Below are 26,602 nucleotides of genomic sequence, written 5' to 3' on the forward strand. Positions count from 1 at the left end.
CCCAAAACATTCAATGAGTTGTTTCAGGTAAATCGCGATTGCAGATTTCAGGGCTGCTTCGCAGCCCATCGGGGATAAATCCCCTCGCCACAGGGTTACGCCCTATTTTTCAGCCCCACGCCAACGGTCGATCCCGATCACCAGCAACCCAATCACCACAAACCCCACCAATATCCCTCCGGCATTGATGAACACCTGTGCATAACCGAGCAGCGCCACATCAATGAACGGGTACGCATACGCGCCAAGCAGATGCCCGCGCAGCAAGGCGTAAACGAAGTACACGAGCGGATAGATCAGCCACAGCGGCAGGTGCCACAGGCGCAACGTCCCTTTAGGCACGCAGCACCACCAATAGCCGAGAAACATCAGCGGCATCACGTCGTGGAGCAATTCGTCGGCAACAAACTGCCAGCCCTGCGGGTGCCACAAATGCCGCAGCAGAATGCTGTAAGCCAGACCGACCACCGCAATGCTGACCGCAATCCCGCTGCTGACCCACGGCTGGAGAAACCAGCGCTGCGCAGCGGATTCACGCCGGGTGGCAGCGCAGGTCAGCACGGTCGCCACCAGGGTGTTGGTGAGTACCGTGAAGTAACTGAAAAAGCTCACCAGCCCGCCCAACAGGCTGGCATCGACACTCAGTCGCGCAAGGAAAATCAGGTACAGCTGAATGCTCAGCCCGGCCCAGCCGAGGGTGGCGATGAGTGTGAGCAGGCGTCGCCGGGCAACGGCGTTCATCTCAGAGCGGACGCTTGGTGCGCATCAGTTTCACGTACAAGCGCTCGACCTTCTCCCGCGCCCACGGGGTTTTGCGCAGGAAGGTCAGGCTCGACTTGATGCTCGGGTCGCTCTTGAAGCAGCGGATATCGATGCGCTCGGCCAACCCCGACCACTCGTAATGCGCCACCAGCGCATTGAGGATCTGTTCGAGGGTTACGCCATGCAGCGGATCGGGAGTGTGGTCGTTCATGCCAGGCCTTTGGACGGAGGGAAAATGCACAAGCCGCGCACCTTAGCCGAGGGGCCGGTCAGGTGGAAGGCCTTGCATCAAATGTAGGCCAACCGCAGAAGATCGCAGCCTGCGGCCATCGCCACAATGCGCCCGTTTGCCGCACTGTTACCGAATCAGAAAAGCTGCATGTCCACAAAACCCCTTTGTCTTTTTGTTACAGATCATTATCCTGCCGCCCTTCAGCTGAATCGCTTCACTGCCTGCGTCAAATTGAAGCGCTCGGTTTACCCCCGTAAAACACCAAAAAAAGACTGACCCATGCCCGATTTTTCCTTCTCCCGAGACAGCGCTATCTCAGTCCTGCGCCTGATCGGCGGCTGCACCGCGCTCGGCTTCGCCACCTACGCCCAGGCGACTCCCGCCTTCGACAGCGACTCACCGTGGATGCTCGGTGACTGGAACGGCACTCGAACTGAACTGGCGGAAAAAGGCTACGACTTCAAACTGGACTACACCGGCGAGATGGGCAGCAACCTGCACGGCGGCTATGACCACGATCGCACCGCGCGCTACAGCGACCAGTTCGGCCTGGGCACGCACCTGGACCTGCAAAAAATCCTTGGCTGGGACGATGCCGAATTTCAACTGACCATCACCAAGCGCAGCGGCAACAACATCAGCAACGACCGGATCAACGATCCCCGCGTGGGCGGCTTCACCTCGGCCCAGGAAGTCTGGGGCCGTGGCCAGACCACACGCCTGACGCAGATGTGGTACCAGCAGAAATTCTTCGACCAGAAGCTCGACATCAAGGTCGGCCGCTTCGGTGAAGGCGAAGACTTCAACAGCTTCCCCTGCGACTTCCAGAACCTGGCGTTCTGCGGCTCGCAAGTCGGCAACTGGGTCGGCGGCATCTGGTACAACTGGCCGGTCAGCCAGTGGGCGCTGCGGGTCAAATATCACCTGACCCCAGAGCTGTACGCGCAGGTCGGCGCCTACGAGCAGAACCCGTCGAACCTCGATCGCGGCAACGGTTTCAAACTCAGTGGCAGTGGCACCCAGGGCGCGGTGCTGCCGGTGGAGCTGGTGTGGACACCAAAACTCAACGGCCTGCCGGGCGAGTACCGCGCCGGTTACTACTACAGCAGCGCCAAGGCCTCCGACGTCTATAAAGACCAGAACGGCCAGCCTGCCGCGCTGAGCGGCGAAGCCTACCGCAGCGCGTCGAGCAAACACGGCGTGTGGTTCGGTGCGCAGCAGCAAGTCACCAGCCTCGCCAGCGACCACTCGCGCGGCTTGAGCGTGTTTGCCAACGCGACGATGCACGACAAGAAAACCAACGCCATCGACAACTACGTACAGGCCGGCGTGGTCTACAAAGGCCCGTTCGATGCCCGCGCCAAAGACGACATCGGTTTCGCCCTGGCCCGCGTCCACGTCAACCCGGCCTTTCGCAAGAACGCCGAAGCGAGCAATCAGGCGCAGGCGGTCTACGACTACGACGATCCGTCATTCCTGCCACCGCAGGACACCGAATACAGCGCCGAACTGTATTACGGCGTGCACCTCGCCAACTGGCTGACCGTGCGCCCGAACCTGCAATACATCCGCCATCCCGGTGGCGTCAACGACGTCGATGACGCGCTGATCGCGGGGATCAAGATCCAGTCGTCGTTCTAAACGACTGACGCAAATCCATTGTAGGAGTGAGCCTGCTCGCGATAGCGGTGTTTCAAGCGACATTACCAGTGACTGAAACACCGCTATCGCGAGCAGGCTCACTCCTACAGAAGAAATTCGTTAGCTAGACAAGTTTTTATCTGAACCATACCCGCGCCCAATCGTCATCTAGAGTGACTAAAGCGCGGGACTAAATAAACGTCACGGAGAATCACACTATGAGCACCGAAAGTGCTTCGAGTCGGGGCCGTCTGCTACCGAGCCTGCTCGGCATTCTGCTTCTACTGATGGGCCTGGCCATGTTGGCCGGGGGAGTCAAGCTGAGCATGCTCGGCGGCTCGCTGTACTACCTGCTGGCCGGTATCGGCATTGCGCTGAGCGGCATTCTGTTGCTGCTGCGTCGTCGTGCGGCGCTGGGCCTGTACGCCATCGTGCTGTTCGCCAGCACGGTCTGGGCCTTGTGGGAAGTCGGTCTGGACTGGTGGCAACTGGTGCCGCGTCTGGCGCTGTGGTTCGTTCTCGGCATCGTGATGTTGCTGCCGTGGTTCCGTCGTCCGCTGCTGCTCGCAGGCCCGGCGCCGATGGGCACCGGTGGTCTGAGTGTGGCCGTGGTGCTGGCCGGCGTCACTGCCCTGGCCAGCCTGTTCACCCACCCGGGCGAAACCTTTGGCGAACTGGGCCGCGACACCGCGGACATGACCAGCACCGCGCCGCAAATGCCTGAAGGCGACTGGCAGGCCTATGGCCGCACCGAATTCGGTGACCGCTACTCGCCGCTGAAACAGATCACTCCGGCCAACGTCGGCAAGCTGCAAGAAGCCTGGCGCATCCAGACCGGCGACCTGCCAACCGCAGATGACCCGGTCGAGCTGACCAACGAAAACACCCCGCTCAAAGCCAACGGCATGCTCTATGCCTGCACCGCGCACAGCAAAGTGCTGGCGCTGGACCCGGACACCGGCAAGGAACTGTGGCGCTTCGACCCGCAGATCAAGAGCCCGGTGGGCTTCAAGGGCTTTGCCCACATGACCTGCCGTGGCGTGTCGTACTACGACGAAGCCGCTTACGCCAAGTCTGAGAACGCTGCGTCCGCCGTCATCTCCGAAGCCGGCAAAGCCGTTGCCCAGGCCTGCCCGCGTCGCCTGTACCTGCCAACCGCCGATGCCCGTCTGATCGCCCTGAACGCCGACACCGGCAAGATCTGCGAAGGCTTCGGCAAAAACGGCGTGGTCGACCTGACCCAAGGTATCGGCCCGTTCACCGCCGGTGGCTACTACTCCACCTCGCCGGCGGCGATTACCCGTGATCTGGTGATCATGGGCGGTCACGTCACCGACAACGAATCGACCAACGAGCCATCGGGCGTGATCCGCGCCTTCGACGTGCGCGACGGCCACCTCGTATGGAACTGGGACAGCGACAAGCCGGACGCCACCGAGCCATTGGCCCCGGGCGAAACCTACAGCCGCAACTCGGCCAACATGTGGTCGCTGGCCAGCGTCGACGAAAAACTCGGCATGGTTTACCTGCCGCTGGGCAACCAGACTCCAGACCAGTGGGGCGCTGACCGCACCCCAGGCGCCGAGAAATTCAGCGCCGGCATCGTCGCCCTCGACCTGGCCACCGGTAAAGTGCGCTGGAACTACCAGTTCACCCACCACGACCTGTGGGACATGGACGTTGGCAGCCAGCCAACCCTGCTCGACATGAAAACCGCCGACGGCGTGAAACCGGCGCTGATCGCCCCGACCAAACAGGGCAGCCTGTACGTCCTCGACCGTCGTGACGGCACGCCGATCATCCCGATCAAGGAAATCCCGGTTCCGCAAGGCGCCGTGAAAGGCGACCACACCGCACCGACCCAGGCCCGTTCGGACCTCAACCTGCTGGCCCCGGAACTGACCGAAAAAGCCATGTGGGGCGCCAGCCCGTTCGACCAGATGCTGTGCCGCATCCAGTTCAAGGAACTGCGCTACGAAGGCCAATACACGCCTCCGTCGGAACAGGGCAGCCTGATCTACCCGGGTAACGTCGGCGTGTTCAACTGGGGCGGCGTCTCGGTCGATCCGGTTCGCCAGATGCTGTTCACCAGCCCGAACTACATGGCCTTCGTCTCGAAAATGGTGCCACGCGAGAAAGTCGCCGCCGGCAGCAAACGCGAGAGCGAAACCGCTGGCGTGCAACCGAACACCGGCGCGCCATACGCAGTGATCATGCACCCGTTCATGTCGCCACTGGGCGTACCGTGCCAGGCCCCGGCCTGGGGCTACGTTGCCGGTATCGACCTGACCACCGGTAAAGTCGTGTGGAAACGCAAAAACGGCACCAGCCGCGACAGCTCCCCAATCCCGATCGGCTTCACCCTGGGCGTACCAAGCATGGGCGGCTCGATGGTCACTGCGGGCGGCGTCGGCTTCCTCAGCGGCACCCTCGACCAGTACCTGCGCGCCTACGACGTGAACACCGGTAAAGAACTGTGGAAATCGCGTCTGCCTGCAGGCGGCCAAGCGACCCCGATGACCTACACCGGCAAGGACGGCAAGCAATACGTGCTGCTCGTTGTCGGCGGTCACGGCTCGCTGGGCACCAAGATGGGTGACTACGTGATTGCGTACAAACTGCCGGAATAAGTCTCAGCGGCGGTAAAGGAAAGGCGATGTTCCGTGAGGGGCATCGCCTTTTTTGTTGCACATCGATGTTGAATTCACCCCAAACACTGTAGGAGTGAGCCTGCTCGCGATAGCGGTATTTCAGTCAATACTTTCGGTGACTGATTTACCGCTATCGCGAGCAGGCTCACTCCTACAAAGGAAGGTGTTCCTCCTACAGAAGCGCGTTGTGAGCGGGAGATTTCCGACAGGATGCGGCGGTTGTGCCTCGGAAGTCGGCTGGATAGGCTCTGGTGGTCGCTGCAAATTCAGCGGCCGGGCGTCGCGGCCTGATAACTGATGCATAATCGCCAACCTGACAGCACCTCGGATGCCTGTTGGTTGTGTCATGGCGGCTGTGCGCGGGATACCTTCTTTGGGGGTATGCCGATTCCTCAGTTATCGGTCCGCGAACCCGCGTACAGCTGCCACCTCAAATTGCGTCGCGGCAATTGAAGGTAGCTCCACTTCACCAACTGAGCATTCACCATGATCAAACCCACACCGAATCCCCCCGAAACCTCCCCCTACGAATCCCTCGACTCAAAAAAACTCCACGACGCCGCCGAGCGTGCGCTGGATCACTACCTGAAACCCTCTGCTGCCGCGGTGAGATTCCACAAACCCAGCAGCATGTTCCAGGTTGCCCCCGACATGGACAACGAAAGCCTGCTGGCTCACGCCTGCGAATCACTGGCCCAAGCCAGCCTCATGACCAGCGACATCGCTGCGTACATCGACATCCCGCAGCGCCGGACGATACTGGCCATTCAGCAGATCATCATGCTGGCCGAACTGGCGGTGAACCGAGTGCTGGATAATGTGGAAATCACCCAATCTGCGGCACACAGCTGAGCCATAGTGGGCGCGGGCTTGCTCGCGAAAGCGTCAGCACATCCAACACTTTCGGTGACTGACACACCGCTTTCGCGAGCAAGCCCGCTCCCACAGTGGAATTGGGTGAGTCAGGTGGAGATGGGTCGGCTCGTAGGCCGCCATCGCGAGCAGGCTCACTCCTACAGTTGGAATGGGTGTGGTCAGTTGGAGATTGGCCGGCTGTCAGGCCGCCATCGCCGGCAAGCCAGCTCCCACAGCTCTGATTTGTGCATGCCCCATGCGGCGCAGCCGCCCCACTCAAAACAATGAGCGCAAGCTCGAGTACCGCTCTTGATCTTGATCCACGGGCGACGTCGGAAGGCTGAGCGGAGGGATTGATCCGGGGGTGGGAGCGCAGCGACCGTTTGGCGCAGCCAAACACAGCGAGAGGAGGTGCAGCGAAGCAAACCGGAGGCGCTGCCCCACGGATCAGTCCCGGAGCGAAGGAACCCCGAGCCCCAGCGAGCGGGCCGAACGCAGGAGCAAGCCTTTTCGGTTACCTTTTCGGCGTCTGGAAAAGGTGACTCGCCGTAAGGGCGAAACCGCCAGCCGCAATACCCAAAAGAACGGATATACACCCAAACCCCATGAACATGGTCGGCCCAAAGGCCGCCAAGTCCAAAGCGTGACGCCTGTCAAAACCCTGAACACCCAAGCAGAAACACCGCCCCCCATTGAAACCACCCAAAGCCTGCCCCATCTAAGACCCATACCCCATTGCGCAGGTGCCCCAATGAGCGACCAGCAAGAATTCCCCGACAACCCCGACGACTACACCGAAGCTGACCACATCGAACACCATTCCACCGGCAAAGGCCTCGCCCTGCCCGGCCAGAACCTGCCGGACAAGGTCTACGTCATCCCGATCCACAACCGCCCGTTCTTCCCGGCCCAAGTGCTGCCGGTCATCGTCAACGAAGAACCCTGGGCCGAAACCCTCGATCTGGTCAGCAAATCCGAACACCACTCCCTGGCCCTGTTCTTCATGGACACGCCCCAGGAAGACCCGCGCCACTTCAACACCAAAGCCCTGCCGGAATACGGCACTCTGGTGAAGGTACACCACGCCAGCCGCGAAAACGGCAAACTGCAATTTGTCGCCCAAGGCCTGAGCCGCGTGCGCATCAAGACCTGGCTAAAACACCACCGTCCACCGTACCTGGTGGAAGTCGAATACCCGCATCAGCCGACCGAGCCGACCGACGAGGTCAAGGCCTACGGCATGGCGCTGATCAACGCGATCAAGGAACTGCTGCCGCTCAACCCGCTGTACAGCGAAGAGCTGAAGAACTACCTCAACCGCTTCAGCCCCAACGATCCGTCGCCGCTGACCGACTTCGCCGCCGCCCTGACCTCCGCCACCGGCCCCGAACTGCAGGAAGTGCTCGACTGCGTGCCGATGCTCAAACGCATGGAAAAAGTCCTGCCGATGCTGCGCAAGGAAGTCGAAGTCGCGCGCCTGCAAAAAGAGATCTCTGCCGAGGTCAACCGCAAGATCGGTGAACACCAGCGCGAGTTCTTCCTCAAGGAACAACTCAAGGTCATCCAGCAGGAACTCGGCCTGACCAAGGACGACCGCAGCGCCGACCTCGAACAGTTCGAACAGCGTCTGGAAGGCAAAGTCCTGCCGGCGCAGGTGCAGAAACGCCTCGAAGAGGAAATGAACAAACTGTCGATCCTCGAGACTGGCTCGCCCGAGTACGCGGTCACCCGCAACTACCTCGACTGGGCGACTTCGGTGCCGTGGGGCGTGTACGGCGAGGACAAACTCGACCTCAAGCACGCACGCAAAGTGCTCGACAAACACCACGCCGGCCTCGACGACATCAAGGATCGCATCCTCGAATTCCTCGCGGTCGGTGCCTACAAAGGCGAAATCAGCGGTTCGATCGTGCTGCTGGTCGGCCCGCCGGGCGTGGGTAAAACCAGCGTCGGCAAATCCATCGCCGAATCCCTCGGCCGCCCGTTCTACCGCTTCAGCCTCGGTGGCATGCGCGACGAAGCCGAGATCAAGGGCCACCGCCGCACCTACATCGGCGCGCAGCCGGGCAAACTCGTCCAGGCGCTGAAAGACGTCGAAGTGATGAACCCGGTGATCATGCTCGACGAGATCGACAAGATGGGCCAGAGCTACCAGGGCGACCCGGCCTCGGCGCTGCTGGAAACCCTCGACCCGGAACAGAACGTCGAATTCCTCGACCACTATCTCGACCTGCGCATGGACCTGTCGAAAGTCCTGTTCGTGTGCACCGCCAACACCCTGGATTCGATTCCCGGGCCGTTGCTGGACCGGATGGAAGTGATTCGCCTGTCGGGCTACATCACCGAAGAAAAGGTAGCCATCGCCAAGCGTCACCTGTGGCCAAAACTGCTGGAAAAGGCCGGCGTGTCCAAAGGCAGCCTGAGCATCAGCGACAGCGCGCTCAAGGCGTTGATCGACGGTTACGCCCGTGAAGCCGGGGTGCGCCAGCTGGAAAAACAGATGGGCAAACTGGTGCGCAAAGCGGTGATGAAGCTGATCGACGACCCGAAAGCGGTGATCAAGCTCGGCCCGAAAGACCTCGAAGCCTCGCTGGGCCATCCAGTGTTCCGCAATGAACAAGTGCTGTCAGGCACCGGTGTGATCACCGGTCTGGCCTGGACCAGCATGGGCGGCGCGACCCTGCCGATCGAAGCCACGCGAATTCACACGCTCAACCGTGGTTTCAAACTCACCGGACAACTGGGCGATGTAATGAAAGAGTCGGCGGAGATCGCCTACAGCTACGTCAGCTCGCACCTGAAACAGTTTGGCGGCGATGCGAAATTCTTCGACGAAGCCTTCGTTCACCTGCACGTGCCGGAAGGCGCGACACCGAAAGACGGCCCGAGCGCCGGCGTGACCATGGCCAGCGCCCTGCTCTCGCTCGCCCGCAACCAGCCGCCGAAAAAAGGCGTGGCAATGACCGGCGAACTGACCCTGACCGGGCATGTACTGCCGATCGGCGGGGTGCGCGAGAAGGTAATCGCGGCGCGGCGGCAGAAGATCTTCGAACTGATCCTGCCGGAGCCGAACCGTGGCAACTTTGAGGAACTGCCGGATTATCTGAAGGAAGGCATTACCGTGCACTTTGCCAAGCGCTTTGCGGATGTGGCGAAGGTGCTGTTCTGATTATCATGTAGTGCCCTGATATACCGCTTTCCCGAGCAAGCTCGCTCCCACAGGGTTTAGGGTGGACACAGGATTTGTGGACACTGCCGGCCACTGTGGGAGCGAGCTTGCTCGCGAAGGCGTCCGTCCAGACACCTCCACTCCTGACTGTCACACTTTGTCTCATCTTCAGTTATGCTCGCCGTTCGTCGTCAACGCCGGAGCCACTGAGCCTATGTCCGCCACTCGCCTGTTTGTCCCTCTCGCCCTCTCTTTGCTGGCCGCCTGCGCCACGCAGCCAAAACAGAACGTGACCGTGGAAAACCAGAGCGAATGCCCGGTGCAGTTGACCAACGGACAAAACCTGATCGTGATGCTGCCGAGCAACCCGACCACGGGCTATCGCTGGGCAATTCAAGACTCCGCCGGCGGCGTGCTGCATGCCCTCAGCCCTGAGGTTTACAGCAGTCCGAAAGATTCCGGCATGGTCGGCGCGGGCGGTTTCTCCACCTGGCGCTTTCAGGCTTTCGCCACCGGCACCGGCCGCCTGCGCCTGACCTCGCAGCAGCCTTGGGAACCGGAAGTTGAACCGGCAGAAACCTTCGACTGCGCCATTTCGGTGAACTGATCGTGGGCTGGCTGATTCTGGCGCTGATGGGCGCGGTGACCTTTCTCTATGGCGTGAGCACCCATGCGGCGCTGCTGTGCCTGCTGGTCAAACCGCTACCGGTGTTGGCCCTGCTTGGCTGGTTGCACGATGCGCCACCCAGCGACTATCGCCGCTGGATCAGCCTGGGGCTGATTTTCTCTGTGCTCGGTGATGTGTTGCTGGCGTGGCCGGGTGATTTGTTTGTGTTTGGCCTCGGTGCGTTTCTGGTCGCGCATCTGGCGTACCTCAAGGCTTATCTCAGCGATTGCAAACGGCTGGCGCTGTTGCCGCTGGTGCTCGCGCTCGGCGTCGGCGCGGTGCTGCTGGGGATTTTGATTTCCAGTGGCCTGGGGCCGTTGCTGGTGCCGGTGGTGGTCTATGGCACGGCGATCAGCGCGATGCTCTGGCGCGCCCTCGCTCGCCTCGGCACCGACGTGACCAAGCGCTCGGCGTTGCTGGCGGCGGCGGGTGCGCTGGCGTTCGTGTTCTCCGACAGTGTGATTGGCATCGACCGCTTTGTGTCGCCGTTTCACGCCGCGCCGTACGTGATCATCCTCAGTTACTGGCTCGGACAGTGGGGGATCACGGCCTCCGCGTTCTCCAAAAAACCCCACTAACCCCTGTGGCGAGGGAGCTTGCTCCCGCTGGGTTGCGAAGCGACCCCAAAATCGCCACACGAGATACTGCAGGTATATCCGGTAATCAGGTTTTGCGACTGCTGCGCAGCCGAGCGGGAGCAAGCTCCCTCGCCACAGGTGTGTGCTTAAGGCTTGCTTGCGGCGCTTTATCAGACAACCCAAGCATCCCCGCGCCACTTTGGCTAAAATGCCGGCCTTTTCATCGACACCGCCGGAACCGCCGTGAGCAAAGAACCCGATCGCATTTTCGCCCAGCCGATGGCCCAAGTGCCTGACTTCGCCTTCAACGAGGACGTGGTGCGGGTGTTCCCGGACATGATCAAGCGTTCGGTGCCGGGTTATCCGACCATCGTCGAAAACCTCGGCGTGCTGGCGGCGCAGTTCGCACAACCGAACAGCGTGCTGTACGACCTCGGTGCTTCGCTCGGCGCCGTGACTCAGGCCTTGCGCCGTCACGTGCGCACCGACGGTTGCCGGGTGATCGCGGTGGATAACTCGGCGGCGATGGTCGAACGCTGCCGCGAGTACCTCAACGGTCAGGATTCGATGTTCCAGGAGTTACTGCCGGTCGAAGTGATCGAAGGCGACATTCTCGCGCTCGAGTTCAAACCGGCCTCGGTGGTGGCGCTGAACTTCACCCTGCAATTCATCGCCCCCGAGCAGCGCACTGCGTTGCTCTCGCGTATCCGCCAGTCGCTGCTGCCCGGCGGCGCGCTGATTCTGTCGGAGAAGCTGCGCTTCAACGATGCCGAAGAACACGCGCTGCTCACTGATCTACACGTCGCGTTCAAACGCGCCAACGGCTACAGCGAACTGGAAATCGCCCAGAAGCGCAGCGCCATCGAAAACGTCATGAAGCCCGACAGCCTCGAAGAACACCGCGAACGCCTGCTGGCCGCCGGGTTCTCGAAAGTCGTGCCGTGGTTCCAGTGTCTTAACTTTGCCTCGTTGATTGCCTTGCCATGATTGATCTGTCCCCCCTCGCCCGCCGTCTGGCCGGCACCCCGCTGGCCGATTGGGCCAACACCCTGCAAGTGCAACTCGACAAGAAAATGGAGAAAGGTCACGGCGATCTGGAGCGCTGGCAGAGTGCGCTGGACGCGCTACCGAAGGTCCAGCCGAGCGAAGTCGATCTGCTCAACGGTTTGAAACTCGATACCGACTGCGACGACGAAACCCGCGCGCAAATGCGCACCGCGCTGATGGGCCTGTCGCCGTGGCGCAAAGGGCCGTTCGACCTGTTCGGCGTGCACGTCGACACCGAATGGCGCTCGGACTGGAAGTGGTCACGGGTGGCCCCGCATCTGGATCTGAAAGGCAAACGCATCCTCGATGTCGGTTGCGGCAACGGTTACTACATGTGGCGCATGCTCGGCGCCGGTGCCGACAGCGTGATCGGCGTCGATCCGAACTGGCTGTTTTTCTGCCAGTTCCAGGCCGTGCAGCGTTATCTGTCCGAGCCGAATGCCTGGCACCTGCCGTTCCCGTTCGAAGACCTGCCGCCGAACCTGGAAGGCTTCGACACAGTGTTTTCGATGGGTGTGTTCTACCACCGGCGTTCGCCGATCGAGCATTTGCTGGCGCTGAAGGATTGCCTGGTCAAGGGCGGCGAACTGGTGCTGGAAACGCTGGTGGTCGAAGGCGACAAGCATCAGGTGCTGGTGCCGGAAGATCGCTACGCGCAGATGCGCAACGTGTGGTTCCTGCCGTCGGTACCGGCGCTGGAATTATGGCTGCGCCGCGCCGGGTTCACCGATGTGAAGTGTGTGGACGTCAGCACCACCACCGTTGAAGAACAGCGTGGTACCGAGTGGATGAAGTATCAATCGTTGAGCGACTTCCTCGACCCCGAAGACCACAGCAAAACCATCGAAGGTCTGCCGGCGCCAATGCGGGCGGTCATCGTCGCGAAGAAGTAACGATCCCTTCCAGACACTGCAAAAAACTGTGGGAGCTGGCTTGCCAGCGATAACGGTGGATCAGTCGACATCAATGCTTGATGTGCCGACGCCATCGCTGGCAAGCCAGCTCCCACAGGGTTTGATGTCGTTCTTCAGTCTGCCGGTTTCGCACGCCGCGCCCTGAAGAATTCGGTCAGCACCGCGCCACACTCTTCGGCCAGCACTCCCCCCTCATACAACACCCGGTGATTCAAAAAGCCCTGGGTAAAGAACTGTCCCTGACTCTGCACAATCCCGGCCTTCGGCTCCAGCGCACCATACACCACACGGGCGATCCGCGAATGCACGATCAGCCCGGCGCACATGCTGCACGGTTCCAGCGTCACGTACAGCGTGCTGCCCGGCAGGCGATAGTTGTTTACGGCCTGGGCAGCAGCGCGGATCGCGACCATTTCCGCGTGAGCACTCGGGTCACTGGTGGTGATCGGGCAGTTGAAGCCGCGACCAACAATCGCGCCGTCCTGCACCAGCACCGCGCCGACGGGCACTTCGCCCAGCGCCGCGCCCTGCTCGGCAAGGGCCAGGGCTTCGCGCATGAAATCGCGGTCACGACTGCGGTCGATGATCGCGGCGGGGCGAATCTGGCGCATCACTTCACCTCGATGGCGGCCATCAGGCCGGTTTCCATGTGGTCGATCACGTGGCAATGGAACATCCATACCCCCGGGTTATCCGCCACCAGCGCCACTTGTGCACGCTCGTTCTTGCCCAGCAGATACGTGTCGGTGAAGTACGGCGTGATCTTGTGCCGGTTCGACGCAATCACCTTGAAACTCATGCCGTGCAGGTGGATCGGGTGCTGGTACTGGGTCATGTTTTTCAGTTCGAAGATGTAGCTCTGGCCCAGCTTCAGACTGGCAATCGGCCGATCGGCGCAGGTCTTGTCGGTGATGTCCCAGGCCTTGCCGTTGATCTGCCACAGGCTCGGCGGTTTGCCGTTGTCGACGTTGACCGACACCGAACCGACCCATTCGAAATTGAAGTTGAGTTTCTCGGCATTCGCCAGATCCGGCTCGGCCACCGGGTTGGCGGGCAAGGCTTTCGGCCACTCGGTCGGTGCATCGTTATTGGCCACCGAGCGCAGAGTCCCCAGACGCACCGGGCCGTTGCGCAGCGACAACTCTTCACCGGCCGGCGGCGCCTTGATCGCCAGACAGATGCGCATGCCCGGCCCCAGCCAGTATTCCTTGCCCAAAGGGCGCGGCTCGACCGGGTTGCCGTCCAACGCATAGATCTGCGCTTCGACACCGGGGATGTTGATGCGATACGTCAGGGTGTTGTCGAGGTTGAGCAAACGCACACGGGTGATCTGCCCCGCCGGCAATTCGATCACCGGCGATGGCACGCCGTTGATGGTCGACAGCCGCCCCGCCGTGCCGCCACGCGCCGCTTCGCGAGGAATGCTGAACTCGACGAAATTGCCTTGCTCGTCGATGTGCCAGTTCTTCAGGCTCAGGGTCTTTTCGTACTTGAAACCAGTGGGTTCGCGCTCTTCGACGATCAGCGGCCCAACCAGTCCGCGTCCCAGCTCTTCGCTGCTGCTGACATGCGGGTGATACCAGTAGCTGCCGGCGTCCGGCACGCGGAATTTGTAATCGAAGTATTCACCGGGCAGCACCGGCAATTGCGAGACGTACGGCACGCCGTCCATCTCCAGCGGCAGGCGGATGCCGTGCCAGTGAATCGTGGTCGCCACCGGCAGATGGTTGATGAAGCGCACTCGCAGCCACTCGCCCTGACGCACACGCAGTTCGGTGCCCGGCGCCGATGGGCCGAACGCCCAGGCCTCGGTCTTGTGCCCCGGCACCAGCTCGACGTCCAGTGGCGCCGCGATCAGCTCGTAGTCGTGGCCCGCGTCAGCATCGGCCATCTTGCCCAGCCAGTAGCGCGACGCGCCGCCCGCCCCCATACCAACGACAACAAGACCGGCCAGGCCACCGAGGATTTGGCGACGGGTAAAGGACATGAACTCAACTACCTCACGTATCTGCTTCGGGCACCGGGCCCGCAAAAGGCAAATACGATACACCTGCAATTGCGAAACAGTAAGGGCAGCGCGGCGGATGGACGCAGTTGCGCCTCGCGCATACACGATTTCGATCGCTCAGGTGACATAACTATGTAGTGCACATGCAGCGAACAGCCGGGCCATCCTGTGCCACCCGTTTCTCAAGGACAGAGAGCCCAAACACATGCCCAACCCGATGCCCAACGCCGCCGACAAGGCCGCGCTCAAGGCGATTGCCGCCACCGTCATCCAGACCTGCCCGAGCTTGCAGGACGCCGCTCGACAGGTCGCCAGCGACTTGCTGATCAAATACCAGGTCCACGACCTCGACCCGGATCACGTGTATTTCCACCGCTTCGACGCCTCGCAAAGCAGTTCGAAAGCCTTCACCGGCTGGGAGCATGTGCACGCCACGCCCACTTCAAGCATGACCCTGACCCAGTTGGTGATTCACCGCTTCCGCGTCGCCGATCAGGACAACGCCGACCTGCTCGACGTCTATGGCGGTTTCTACACTGCCGGTCCCGATGCCCGCACCTTCGATGAACGCAATGAAGTGCGCCTGCACGGCAACGACGTGCTCAAGGACTTCTGGAGCATCGATTTCAGCGCCCTGTACGACGCTCAACTGAACGCATTCTGGAACACCAGCGGCAGCGACTTTCGTACCCTGGCCAAGTGCAACTTTCTGATCAAAGCACTGCAGGCGCGGGACAAACGCCAATTGAGTGACGAGGACTTCCTGTTCGTCACGCAAGCGGTGATCGGCCCGTTGATCTGGCCAGTCAGCCTGTCAACGCTGCAGGCTCGACATGCTTGCACGAGCAGCGTACGCACGCTGGACCTTGCCGGTTACGTCGCGATCAACGCCCTGCGTTTCGTCGCGCCCAAGGGTCGGCAGATTCTTTACCTGCCCGGTGAAACCGATGCCTTTCAAGTAGTGGAAACCGTCACCGACCTGCACTTCTGGATCTTGCAGCGGATGAACACACTTGCGGCGCGCGAGACATTCCTTGCGCATTTCTCGCTGGCCGACCGGCAGCAGATCAACGCCAGCCTTGGTGACCTGATGAATCGCCTGGTGGCGACATGGGGCCGCTACGATCACTCGCTGATCAATCAGGACAACCGCGCGGTCAGCGGTGACGCCTTCATCTGGCTGAGTGATTCGACCCGCGCGGCGATGTTTGCCGAGGCCAGCCTGTCCCTGACCTCCAACGGTGACCTGCGCAAGCAGCTGTGGATCGGCTATCTCAGCGCCGGGGTCAAGGTATTCGGGCCAATGGCCGTGATCGGCTGGCCAATTGCATTGCCGGTGATCGGCGCCAGCATTGCCAACATGGGGCTGAACATCGATCAGGCGGTCAATGGCAAAACCGCCGCCGAGCGCAAGGCCGGGATTCTCGGCGCAGTCCTCAGCGGCATCGACATGCTGTTCAACCTGTTGGTACTCAAAGGCCCCGGATCGCTGGAGGAAGTTGGCCCGCAGATTGATGCTGCCGAAGCGACAGAGATGGCTGACCTGATTGAAAGTCAGCCGAAAAATCCGCAGCCGGTGACGCCGCAATCAGTACCCCTGCCCGATTCGCCCGCGACTCCCCACCCGGGCATACCGGAGTCGTTCAGGATCAACCGGGTCCTGGGTGAGGACACGCTGATCAACGATCCCGGAAAATTCCGTGGTATCCACAGACTGGCGTCCAATCCGTCGTCCGCGATCGTGCTCGACGACAATGCCTACTACGTACGCTTCGAACAAAACATCAACGGTCGTGGCACGTGGGCAATCATCGATCCGACCCGGCCCGAGGCATTTTCAGGTTCGATTCCCGTCCGGATGAACGCCGAAGGAAACTGGGAAGTTGCGCCCAGACCGGGGCTTCGCGGCGGTAGTGATGCGCCTATGATCGCGGGTGCAGGCGCAGTCAGTGAACCCGCAGTCGAACAGTGGGCGCAGACACCCGGCATCCATGTGCCTGGACTCGATGATCCGGCGATGCGCGCCTGGGCGCTCGGCGGCCCGGATCTGCAAGGCCAGTTCCGTCGGGCCTGGACGCTGGGAGGCATCGACATGCACAGTGTGATCCGACCCGAAACCGAAGCAGGCAATGCACTCATGCCGACTGCACATGAGGTCATCTCGTTAAGCGAGTTCGATCTGGCGCAGGAGCAACCGCGTGCGACGCTGATCAGCGATGCCACTGCCTGGTACGAACTGCATCCGCCTGTTCCACGCCCGCCGCTCACGACGCCGGCTCCCGTCGCCAGCCCGAGCAAGCTGCTCGAGTCCGCGCTGACGGAAAAACCCGGGCTGGTCATCGGCGAAAGCCGGGGCAGTATCGGCAGCAAGAAACTGCTCATCGAAGACATGCCCAATCTTGCCCGCAACGGTGTGAAGACCCTGTATCTGCAAGAACTGCTGGCCAACGTCAATCAACTGGATCTGGATGCTTTCGCCCGCACCGGGGAAATGTCCGAGGAACTGCAAAACTATCTGAGCCGAATCGACTTCAGGGCCGGCAATGACCCGGATGGCAAATTCAATCTCATGGCCTTGATCAAAGCCGCCAACGCCCAACGCATTCGGATTCAGGCGATCGACCTGTCGAGCACATACAACATCAACAAAGACTCAATGCAGCCCGTGCCCAACAGTCAGATGGCGCGCAGCTTTTTCGCCAGCGAGGTCATCCGCTTTCATCAGGAACTCAATGGTCCGGGCAAATGAGTGGCGCTGGTCAATCAGGAAAACATGAGCGCCTTCCGCGGCTATCAAGGCATCAGCGAGCAGACCGACGCCTTGAGCGTGCGTGTCGATGATGTGGCGCCCGGGCAGGCCCGGAGTATCGGCTCCGACCCTGGCCTGGCGGTGGAGTACGCCGATTACCCCGACTCTCCGGTCGAAGAACTGGCTGGCGGCCTCAGCGACCCCGACAGCATTCAGAACCTGATCAAAGGCGATTGGCGGGTGCAAGTGGAAACGCCTTGGGCGTACCGCCCCCCACAGGACCTGCGAGCACTGCTGCCGGAACCGGGGATGTTCACGTTTCAGCGCTACCGCAGCAGCCTGCTGGTGGTCTACCGAAATGCCGAGCGCCACATGGCCGACAGCGTGATCAGAATGACCCCTGCTGGCCGATTCAATCTTGACACACCGCTTGCCCCGGCCCCGGACTCGCTGACTGTGGACTCCCTGGATGAATTGAAACAGGCGCTGATCGAAAGAGGCCTGAAGCCGATGGGCTGGCCGCAAGTCAGCGTTGCCACGCTGCTGGAAGACGCTCCGCGTCCGGTCATTCCGCCAAGCTGGCAGGCCAATGAATTGCTGGACGGGATGACTCCGGTCAGCGAGCCAGGAAAATTCCAGGGTATTTATCTGCTCGATTCGAACCCCTCGACCGCCATCCTGATGGATGACACCGCCTATTACGTACGCTATGAAACCGACATCAATGGCAGCGGACACTGGGCGGTCATCGATCCCGAGCATCCCCACGGTTTTACTCGCTCGATCCCGGTACGCCTGAATCCTCAGGGTGAATGGGAAACCATGCCTCGCGCAGGGCTCAGCGGCGGTGGCAAGCCGTCGGCACTGGTCGGATCGAGCAGCCGCAGCCCGGTGACCGCACTGCCCGCTTCGCAATACGACGTACCTGCACCACTCAAGGCGCACCTGGAAGAAGGCGCAGCGGGACTGAATGACGAAGCCCTGCGTGATGTCTATGACAGCCTGAACGAGTTCGATGCCTATCGCGACTTCAAGGCCATTCGCAAGCGCCTGTATCGCGACGCGCTGGATTTTTACAGCACCTTGCGCCTGCCCGAACGTCCTCCCGTGCCAACCCTGGCGGCAGACGCGACAGCCGAAGAGATCATCGGGAAAATCCTTGAACATGCCCGAGGCCTGGTGCTCGGCGAGAGCCACACTGCCATCGGCAGCAAACAATGGCTGATCGAGAACATGCAATTGCTCGCCAGCAAACAGGTGAAGAGCCTGTACATGGAGCACCTGCTGACCGACTTCCACCAAGCCGCGCTGGACGAGTTCTTCCAAACCGGCAGCATGCCGACAAAACTCGAGGCCTATCTCAAGGCGCTCGACGTCGGCAACATGACCGATCCGCTGGAACGCTATACGTTTCTGGAGTTGGTCAAGGAAGCCGGAAAACAGGGCATTCATGTGCAAGCCATCGATTGCATGGCGAGTTACCGGCTCAACGGCATGTACCTGCCTTTGGGCAACGAAACCGCGCGGCAAAAGATGATGAATTATTTCGCCCGCCTGATGATCCGCGCTGACCAGTCCGCACGCGGCGCGCACAAATGGGTGGCGCTGATGGGCAACTCTCACTCCAACACTTTTGAAGGGGTTGCCGGCGTCAGCGAACTGGAGGAGGCAATCGGCATTCGCGTCGAGGACGTCCCCGAAGGGGCTTCCCGGGGCATCGAAGTCGATCCGGGGAAAATCCTGCCACTGGGCGGTACGGCGCATGATCGTTCGGCGCTGGTCAGAGGCGACCTGCGCCTGCAAATCGAAACCCCCTGGACCGCACACACCATGACGGAATTCGAGACCCTGCTGCCTCGCTACGGCATGTACTCCCTCAAGCAGCAACCCAACATGACATTCATTGTGCATCGCAGCCGCACGGGAGAGCTGGTGCGAACCGTCATCGGCACCGAAGGCAAACGTTTCTACATCGAACGTCCCGGCTGGCCTTCGGTGAGCGGTAAACGCTACCCGAGCATGAAAGCGCTGCTGCAGGCACTGGATGATTTGGGTATGCAACTGGGCGGCTGGTCACAACCGCTGTAACGCAAAAACAGAAAAGCCGTGTGAAACGGATTTCACACGGCTTTTCGGTTGCAGCGATCAAGCCTTTACGGCTTGCGTGGGATCACTCCCACTCGATAGTCGCCGGCGGCTTGCTCGACACGTCGTAAGTGACGCGCGAAATACCTTCGATTTCATTGATGATGCGGCCGGATACGGTTTCCAGCAGTTCGTAAGGCAGGTGAGCCCAACGTGCGGTCATGAAGTCGATGGTTTCCACGGCACGCAGGGCCACGACCCAGGCGTAACGACGGCCATCGCCGACCACGCCAACCGATTTCACTGGCTGGAACACCACGAAGGCCTGGCTGACCTTGTGGTACCAGTCGGCTTTGCGCAGTTCTTCGATGAAGATGTGGTCGGCGCGACGCAGCAGGTCGGCGTATTCCTTCTTCACTTCGCCGAGGATGCGTACGCCCAGACCCGGGCCCGGGAATGGGTGACGGTAGACCATGTCGTACGGCAGGCCCAGTTCCAGACCCAGACGACGGACTTCGTCCTTGAACAGTTCGCGCAGTGGCTCGACCAGTTTCAGGTTCATCTCTTCCGGCAGGCCGCCCACGTTGTGGTGCGACTTGATCACGTGGGCCTTGCCGCTTTTCGCGCCAGCCGACTCGATCACGTCCGGGTAGATGGTGCCCTGAGCCAGGTACTTGATGTTGTCCAGCTTGCAGGATTCGGCATCGAACACGTCGATGAAGGTACGGCCGATGATCTTGCGCTTCTTCTCCGGGTCGGCTTCGCCGGCCAGGTTATTGAGGAACTGCTCTTCGGCGTTGGCGCGGATCACCTTGACGCCCATGTTCTCGGCGAACATGGCCATCACTTGCTCGCCTTCGTGCAGACGCAGCAGGCCGTTGTCGACAAAGACGCAGGTCAGCTGATCGCCGATGGCCTTGTGCAGCAGCGCCGCAACCACCGAGGAGTCAACGCCGCCGGACAGACCCAGCAGTACGTTGTCAGTGCCGACCTGTGCGCGGATGTTGGCGATGGCGTCTTCCGCGATCTTCGACGGGGTCCACAGGGCTTCACAGCCGCAGATGTCGAGCACGAAACGCGACAGGATGCGGCCGCCCTGCTTGGTGTGGGTCACTTCCGGGTGGAACTGCACGCCGTAGTAAGCGCGTTCGTCGTTGAACATGCCGGCGATCGGGCAGCTCGGGGTGCTGGCCAGGATGTGGAAGTCTTCCGGCATTTTGGTGACCTTGTCACCGTGGCTCATCCATACGTCGAGGCCGAACAGGCCGTCGGCGTCGATGTGGTCTTCGATGCCGTCGAGCAGGCGGCTCTTGCCGACCACGTCAACGCGGGCGTAACCGAACTCACGCAGCTCGGAACCTTCAACCTTGCCGCCCAGTTGCTCGGCCATGGTCTGCATGCCGTAGCAGATACCGAAGACCGGCACGCCCAGATCAAACACGGCCTGCGGGCAACGCGGGCTGTTGGCTTCGTGCACGGACTCGGGGCCGCCGGCGAGGATGACGCCTTTAGGGGCGAATTCGCGGATCGCCTCTTCGTCCATGTCGAACGGGTGCAGTTCGCAGTACACGCCGATCTCGCGCACGCGGCGGGCAATCAGTTGGGTGTATTGCGAGCCGAAGTCGAGGATCAGGATGCGGTGAGCGTGAATGTCGAGGGCCATGATTCAGTCTCGTCTTAAGTAATTCAGAAACAGTCGTGATTCAGAAACAACTCGGGGCTGAATAAAACAGCCCCGGTTGCTTGATGTTTTGCTAGAAGCCTCAACCTACGCGGTAGTTTGGCGCTTCTTTGGTGATCTGCACGTCGTGAACGTGGGATTCGGCCATACCGGCACCGGTGATCCGCACGAACTCAGGCTTGGTACGCATTTCTTCGATGTCGGCGCTGCCGGTGTAACCCATCGAGGAACGCAGACCGCCCATCAACTGGTGGATAATCGCCGTCAGGGTGCCTTTGTACGGCACGCGACCTTCGATACCTTCCGGAACCAGTTTCTCGGCGCCTGCCGAGGAGTCCTGGAAGTAACGGTCGGACGAGCCTTGCGCCTGGGACATGGCGCCCAGCGAACCCATGCCGCGATAAGCCTTGTACGAACGGCCCTGGAACAGTTCGATCTCGCCCGGGGCTTCTTCAGTACCGGCGAACATCGAACCCATCATCACGCAAGAGGCACCAGCGACGATGGCCTTGGACAGGTCACCGGAGAAACGGATGCCGCCGTCGGCGATCAACGGCACGCCAGTGCCTTCGAGGGCTGCGGCGACGTTGGCGATGGCACTGATTTGCGGCACGCCGACACCGGCGACGATACGGGTGGTGCAGATCGAACCAGGGCCGATACCGACCTTGACTGCGTCGGCGCCAGCTTCGGCCAGAGCCTTGGCGGCGGCACCGGTGGCGATGTTGCCGCCGATCACCTGCACTTCAGGGAAATGCTCTTTGACCCAGCGAACGCGGTCGATCACGCCCTTGGAGTGACCGTGTGCGGTGTCGACCACCACCACGTCCACACCGGCGTTGACCAGCGCAGCAACGCGGTCACCGGTGTCTTTACCGGTACCGACGGCAGCACCAACGCGCAGACGACCTTGATCGTCCTTGCTGGCCAGCGGGTAAGCCTTGGCTTTTTCGATGTCTTTGACGGTCATCATGCCTTTGAGGGCAAACTTGTCGTCGACGATCAGGACTTTTTCCAGGCGGTGCTTGTGCAGCAGCTCGCGGACTTCGTTCTTGTCGGCGCCTTCACGCACGGTGACCAGACGCTCTTTAGGCGTCATCACTTCACGTACGGTGGCTTCCATACGGGTTTCGAAGCGTACGTCACGGGAAGTGACGATGCCGACCAGGTCGCCATCGTGCAGTACCGGAACGCCGGAAATGTTGTGCATGCGGGTCAGTTCGAACAGGTCACGCACCGTGGCATCAGCCTCGATGGTGATCGGATCCTTGACGACGCCGGCTTCGAACTTCTTGACCTTGCGCACTTCGGCAGCTTGCTGCTCGATGGTCATGTTCTTGTGGATAATGCCGATGCCACCTTCCTGAGCCATGGCGATTGCCAGACGGGCTTCAGTGACGGTATCCATGGCGGCAGAAACCAGAGGAATGTTCAGCTCGATGCCACGGGTAAGGCGGGTCTTGAGACTGACTTCGTTAGGAAGCACCTCGGAATAACCGGGCACTAGGAGAATGTCGTCGAATGTCAGAGCTTCTTGGCTGATACGCAGCATCGCGGGGGCTCCCGAGCGGGAAAATGGAAGCGCGCCATTATAGTCAGACACCCCCTGCTGTTCAATGTAAAACTCAGCTTAATATCAATGTTGCTGATATACGGAGACCCCCGCCGCTACAGCTCCACCTTGACCCAAGAGACAGGTTGGTCGAGCCAATCGGCGAACTCATCGATAAAACTCTGCTTGAAGCCTGCTTCCAGCCAGTTGTTGAAGATGAAACCCAGGTTGGAAAACGCACATTCCTGCAAAAACAGAAAACCGTTGATGTCATCTTCGTGCCCGCATTCCGGACAGGTGAAGTTGTCGGTGCGGCCTGGAAACCAGTCTTCCAGGCTCTCGAACAACGCTTCGCCGACTTCGCGGCGGCACTCGGCGCACCCGGCTTCTTCGAGAAAACCCTTGGCCGGGGTGTAGATGCAGCGCTTGGTGACGATCTCCAGGCCGTTGATGGGTTCACCGAAAGGCAAAGCCTGCGGGTGCAGCACCACGGCGCGCGCGCCATCGGCGATCGCGTACGCCATGCGATTGCCGGTGCGGCCGCAGGTGCTCAGTTCTTCCTTGACGATATTCTTGCGAACCAGCCAGCGCAGGATCGCCCGCGCCCTAGGCTCGTGGACCGGCAGGGTGGAGATTTTCGGGACGATGATGCTTTGCGAATTCATGGATAGTCCTGCGGTATGGCTTCTGACGCCTTCGCGGGCAAGCCCGCTCCCACAGGGATATGCGTTCCAATGTGGGAGCGGGCTTGCCCGCGAAGGGGCCCTAAAGGCCGGCAGCTTAATCCCTGACGAAATCCGGTCAAGTACTCACGCCATACTAATAATGTAGCGTCCGATCAACGCAATCCCGCTCGCCAGCACCAGCCACGTCACCAGCCGCACAAACGCCTCGCGCGACAATCTCATGGTCACCCGCCGCCCGATCCACAGCCCCAGCGCCATGGCCGGCAACAGACACACCGCCAGCATCAACAAGGGTAGCTCGGCGTACACCCCGGCGATGGCGAACAGACTCAAACGCACCACCGTGCTGCAACTGATCAGTGCACTTTGCGTGGCCCGGGCCGCGTCCTTGGGCAAACGGCTGTTGAGATAGATCGCGTATAAAAAGCCGCCGCTGCCAAACAGCGCGCCAAACAACCCGCCCACCGTGCCCATCGGCAGCGCCCATGCGGCGGACAGCTGGGTCGGCCGGGCTTTCACCCACAGGCTGTAAATCGCGTAAGCGCTGATGAACAGCCCCATCAACAGCAGCAACAGATCGGATTTGAGGTTAAGCAGGAAAATCACCCCCAACGTGCACCCCACCGCCATGCACGGCAGCAGCCGCAACAACTCGGGTTTCGCCACGTCCCGGCGCGAGGGCAGCAGATTGCCGAATGCCGCGACGAAATCCAGCAGCACCAGCAGCGGCACGATCTTCGACAGCGGCATGAACAGAATCAGAATCGGCCCCGCGACCAGCGCCGTACCGAACCCGGCAATCCCGAAGACGATATAGGCCAGCGCGACACCGAAGCCGATCACCGCCCAACCGCCAGCGCCCCACGTCCACTCGCTCAACAAACCCGCCACACTCATCGATCCGCTTCCTTTATAAGCCTGAGATGACTTTAGCCAGCGCCAAGCCTTGCGACTAATATGTTCAAAGCCACCCACTCATCTCGAAAAGGCATACCTGGTGCTTTCAACCCGTCAACTGCGCTACTTCGTGGAAATCGCCGAAAGCGGCAGCTTCAGTGCAGCGGCAGAACGCCTGTTCATCGCGCAGTCGGCGCTGAGCCGGCAGATCAAGGACATGGAAACCCGCCTGCAAACCCCGCTGTTCGAACGTACCGCACGCCAGCCCCGACTGACCGCCGCTGGCGAGGCTTTTTTGCCCCGGGCCAGAAACCTGCTCAATGAACTGAGCAAAGCCAGCGCGATGGCAACCGAAGTCGGCAACGGCCAGTTGGGCACGCTGCGTCTGAGTCATTCCAGCACCGTGTCGATCAGCGGGCATTTATTGGGTCGGATCAGCACATATCTGAATCAGCAGCAGGGCGTGTCGCTCGACATCGGCAAGCTTTCCTCCGAGGCACAGCTTGAGGAACTCGCTGAAGGACGTCTGGATATCGGCCTGTTACGCCTGCCCGTTTTGCGCCAGCGCGAGGGCATTCGGATCGTGCCGCTGTTCACCGAGCGCTTGCTGCTGGCGGTGCCGAACGATCATCGACTGGCCGATGCATCCTCCATCGAACTGGCGCAACTGCAAGACGAAGCCTTTATATCGATCCCGCATCCACAGCGCGGCGGCCTCAGCTATCTGTGTGCCGACCTGTGCATGCGCCAGGGCTTCTTCCCCAAAGCGGCGCGGGTGATGTCGCGCAAGACCACGCAGTTGCAACTGATCCAGGCTGGATTCGGCATCGCCCTGTTGCCCGAATCGATGCAGGACATTGCCCCCGGCGGCGTACGATTTCTGCCGCTGAGCGATCCCGATTGCCAAAGCACCGTGGCCCTCGCCTATCGCCAGAACCCCACGCCACTGATTCAACACTTCATCCAGACCTTCACAAATCCTCCCTACAAGGGTTTTGTGTTGGGTCATGGTGATCGGTAGGCGAATGCCTTTAAACTGCGCCCCATGATTAAAGATCCCTTTGCAAGACTTGGCCTGGACCGTGAAGTCCTGACCGTCAGCCAGCTCAACGGCCGCGCGCGGGTGTTGCTCGAAGACGTGTTCAGCAACATCTGGGTCGAAGGCGAAATCTCCAACCTCGCCCGCCCGGCGTCCGGCCATGTGTATTTCACCCTCAAGGACAGCGGTGCGCAGGTGCGTTGCGCGCTGTTCCGCAATAATGCGGCGCGGGTGCGTCAGGCGTTGAAGGACGGCCTGGCCGTGAAAGTGCGCGGCAAGGTCTCGCTGTTCGAAGGGCGCGGCGACTATCAGCTGATTCTCGATACCGTGGAGCCGGCCGGTGACGGCGCGCTGCGCCTGGCCTTCGACGCACTGAAGGAAAAGCTCAGCGCCGAAGGTCTGTTCAGTGCGGAACGCAAAGTGCCCCTGCCGGCGCATCCGCAACGCATCGGCATCATCAGTTCGCCGACCGGCGCGGTGATTCGCGACATCATCAGCGTGTTCCGCCGCCGGGCGCCGCAGGTGCAACTGACGCTGATCCCGACTGCCGTGCAGGGTCGTGAAGCCACCGCGCAAATCGTCCGTGCGCTGAAAATGGCTGACGCCCGGGGTTTCGACGCACTGATCCTCGCCCGTGGCGGCGGTTCGCTGGAAGACCTCTGGTGCTTCAACGAAGAAGCCGTGGCCCGCGCGGTCGATGCCTGCGTGACGCCGATTGTCAGCGCCGTCGGGCATGAAACCGATGTGTCGATCAGTGACTTCGTGGCTGACGTGCGCGCCCCAACGCCCTCCGCCGCCGCCGAACTGCTGGCCCCGGATTCGAGCCACCTGACCCGTCAGGTGGAAAGCCTGCACCGGCGTCTGGTGATGCGCATGCGCGACCGGCTGATGCGCGATCGTCTGCGCCTGGAAGGCATGGCCCGCCGTCTGCGCCACCCCGGCGAACGCCTGCGCCAGCAAGCGCAACGCCTGGATGACCTGGACATGCGCATGCGCCGGGCTTTCGAGCGCCAACTGAATACCCGCCGCGAACGTCTGATCCGTCTGGAAACCCGCCTCGCCGGGCAGCATCCGGGTCGGCAACTGGCGATGCTGCGCCAACGCCTCGACAGCCTCGCCGAACGCCTGCCGCGCGCCATGCGCGAAGGCCTGAAAAACCGTCGCCTGCAACTGCACAGCCAGATGCAGACGCTGCATGTGGTCAGTCCGCTGGCGACCCTCGGCCGTGGCTACAGCATTCTGCTCGATGAGCGCGGGCACGCGATCCGTAATGCCGCGCAGACCCAAACCGGCCAGCGCCTGAAAGCAAAACTGGGCGAAGGCGAACTGCAAGTGCGCGTCGAGGACAACCACCTGACGCCCGTCACCCTTTCTTTACTGGACTGATCC

General features: G+C 61.2%; 18 protein-coding genes and 1 pseudogene. 11 read left to right on the forward strand and 8 right to left on the reverse strand.

What is annotated here, in order from left to right; genetic code table 11:
* Positions 1-102: 102 nt before the first annotated feature.
* Positions 103-741 (reverse strand): Pr6Pr family membrane protein, encoded by a 639-nt coding sequence (locus PMI25_RS09585; protein WP_007964474.1) that lies wholly within the window; start codon positions 739-741, stop codon positions 103-105.
* 1 nt (position 742) lies between these two features.
* On the reverse strand, positions 743-973 hold the full coding sequence (locus tag PMI25_RS09590) for a VF530 family DNA-binding protein (protein ID WP_003227831.1): 231 nt from the start codon (positions 971-973) through the stop codon (positions 743-745).
* A gap of 300 nt (positions 974-1,273) precedes the next feature.
* On the opposite strand from PMI25_RS09590, the gene PMI25_RS09595 reads away from it, so the two are divergent.
* From PMI25_RS09595 to cmoB, 8 genes are all read left to right on the forward strand, one after another.
* The gene (locus tag PMI25_RS09595) at positions 1,274-2,635 is read left to right on the forward strand and encodes a carbohydrate porin (RefSeq protein WP_007964472.1); all 1,362 of its coding nucleotides are present in this window, start codon (positions 1,274-1,276) and stop codon (positions 2,633-2,635) included.
* A gap of 218 nt (positions 2,636-2,853) precedes the next feature.
* Positions 2,854-5,265: a glucose/quinate/shikimate family membrane-bound PQQ-dependent dehydrogenase gene (locus tag PMI25_RS09600; protein WP_007964471.1), complete on the forward strand. Its 2,412-nt coding sequence runs from the start codon at positions 2,854-2,856 to the stop codon at positions 5,263-5,265.
* 507 nt (positions 5,266-5,772) lie between these two features.
* Positions 5,773-6,138 carry a DUF6124 family protein gene (locus tag PMI25_RS09605; protein ID WP_007964470.1) on the forward strand — a complete coding sequence of 122 codons (366 nt, stop codon included), beginning with the start codon at positions 5,773-5,775 and terminating at the stop codon, positions 6,136-6,138.
* A 754-nt stretch (positions 6,139-6,892) separates the two neighbouring features.
* On the forward strand, positions 6,893-9,310 hold the full coding sequence (gene lon / locus PMI25_RS09610; protein WP_007964469.1) for an endopeptidase La: 2,418 nt from the start codon (positions 6,893-6,895) through the stop codon (positions 9,308-9,310).
* Between the two features lie 214 nt (positions 9,311-9,524).
* Positions 9,525-9,917 carry a protease inhibitor I42 family protein gene (locus PMI25_RS09615; protein WP_007964468.1) on the forward strand — a complete coding sequence of 131 codons (393 nt, stop codon included), beginning with the start codon at positions 9,525-9,527 and terminating at the stop codon, positions 9,915-9,917.
* Positions 9,918-9,919: 2 nt separating this feature from the next.
* Positions 9,920-10,555, forward strand: coding sequence for a lysoplasmalogenase (locus PMI25_RS09620; protein WP_007964467.1), 636 nt, complete (start codon positions 9,920-9,922; stop codon positions 10,553-10,555).
* Between the two features lie 279 nt (positions 10,556-10,834).
* A complete protein-coding gene (cmoA, locus tag PMI25_RS09625) occupies positions 10,835-11,542 on the forward strand; it encodes a carboxy-S-adenosyl-L-methionine synthase CmoA (RefSeq protein WP_219737930.1) in 708 nt (235 codons plus the stop codon).
* Positions 11,539-12,495: a tRNA 5-methoxyuridine(34)/uridine 5-oxyacetic acid(34) synthase CmoB gene (gene cmoB, locus PMI25_RS09630; RefSeq protein ID WP_007964465.1), complete on the forward strand. Its 957-nt coding sequence runs from the start codon at positions 11,539-11,541 to the stop codon at positions 12,493-12,495. Before cmoA ends, cmoB begins: the two co-directional genes overlap by 4 nt.
* 134 nt (positions 12,496-12,629) lie before the next feature.
* Here the strand turns inward: cmoB and tadA are convergent, their stop codons facing one another.
* Both tadA and PMI25_RS09640 read right to left on the reverse strand, forming a co-directional pair.
* Positions 12,630-13,127, reverse strand: a complete 498-nt coding sequence (gene tadA, locus PMI25_RS09635) for a tRNA adenosine(34) deaminase TadA (protein WP_007964463.1) — start codon at positions 13,125-13,127, stop codon at positions 12,630-12,632.
* The gene (locus PMI25_RS09640; RefSeq protein ID WP_007964461.1) at positions 13,127-14,503 is read right to left on the reverse strand and encodes a multicopper oxidase family protein; all 1,377 of its coding nucleotides are present in this window, start codon (positions 14,501-14,503) and stop codon (positions 13,127-13,129) included. Before PMI25_RS09640 ends, tadA begins: the two co-directional genes overlap by 1 nt.
* A gap of 226 nt (positions 14,504-14,729) precedes the next feature.
* Between PMI25_RS09640 and PMI25_RS29905 the strand changes: the two are divergent.
* Positions 14,730-19,361, forward strand: a pseudogene (locus tag PMI25_RS29905) (membrane-targeted effector domain-containing toxin).
* Positions 19,362-19,443: 82 nt separating this feature from the next.
* Here the strand turns inward: PMI25_RS29905 and guaA are convergent.
* From guaA to PMI25_RS09665, 4 genes are all read right to left on the reverse strand, one after another.
* Entirely contained in the window at positions 19,444-21,021 is a 1,578-nt protein-coding gene (gene guaA, locus PMI25_RS09650) for a glutamine-hydrolyzing GMP synthase (RefSeq protein ID WP_003227864.1), read from the reverse strand.
* A 100-nt stretch (positions 21,022-21,121) separates the two neighbouring features.
* Positions 21,122-22,591 carry an IMP dehydrogenase gene (gene guaB, locus PMI25_RS09655; RefSeq protein WP_007964455.1) on the reverse strand — a complete coding sequence of 490 codons (1,470 nt, stop codon included), beginning with the start codon at positions 22,589-22,591 and terminating at the stop codon, positions 21,122-21,124.
* A gap of 116 nt (positions 22,592-22,707) precedes the next feature.
* On the reverse strand, positions 22,708-23,256 hold the full coding sequence (locus PMI25_RS09660) for a sugar ABC transporter ATPase (RefSeq protein WP_007964454.1): 549 nt from the start codon (positions 23,254-23,256) through the stop codon (positions 22,708-22,710).
* Between the two features lie 144 nt (positions 23,257-23,400).
* Positions 23,401-24,174: a sulfite exporter TauE/SafE family protein gene (locus PMI25_RS09665; protein WP_007964452.1), complete on the reverse strand. Its 774-nt coding sequence runs from the start codon at positions 24,172-24,174 to the stop codon at positions 23,401-23,403.
* Between the two features lie 100 nt (positions 24,175-24,274).
* On the opposite strand from PMI25_RS09665, the gene PMI25_RS09670 reads away from it, so the two are divergent.
* Both PMI25_RS09670 and xseA read left to right on the forward strand, forming a co-directional pair.
* On the forward strand, positions 24,275-25,195 hold the full coding sequence (locus PMI25_RS09670; protein WP_007964450.1) for a LysR family transcriptional regulator: 921 nt from the start codon (positions 24,275-24,277) through the stop codon (positions 25,193-25,195).
* A gap of 24 nt (positions 25,196-25,219) precedes the next feature.
* Complete coding sequence (gene xseA, locus PMI25_RS09675; protein WP_007964448.1) at positions 25,220-26,599, forward strand: exodeoxyribonuclease VII large subunit; 1,380 nt, start codon at positions 25,220-25,222, stop codon at positions 26,597-26,599.
* The last annotated feature ends 3 nt before the right edge of the window (positions 26,600-26,602 follow it).

Origin of the sequence: Pseudomonas sp. GM30 (assembly GCF_000282275.2) — a bacterium.
Taxonomy (GTDB): Bacteria; Pseudomonadota; Gammaproteobacteria; order Pseudomonadales; family Pseudomonadaceae; genus Aquipseudomonas.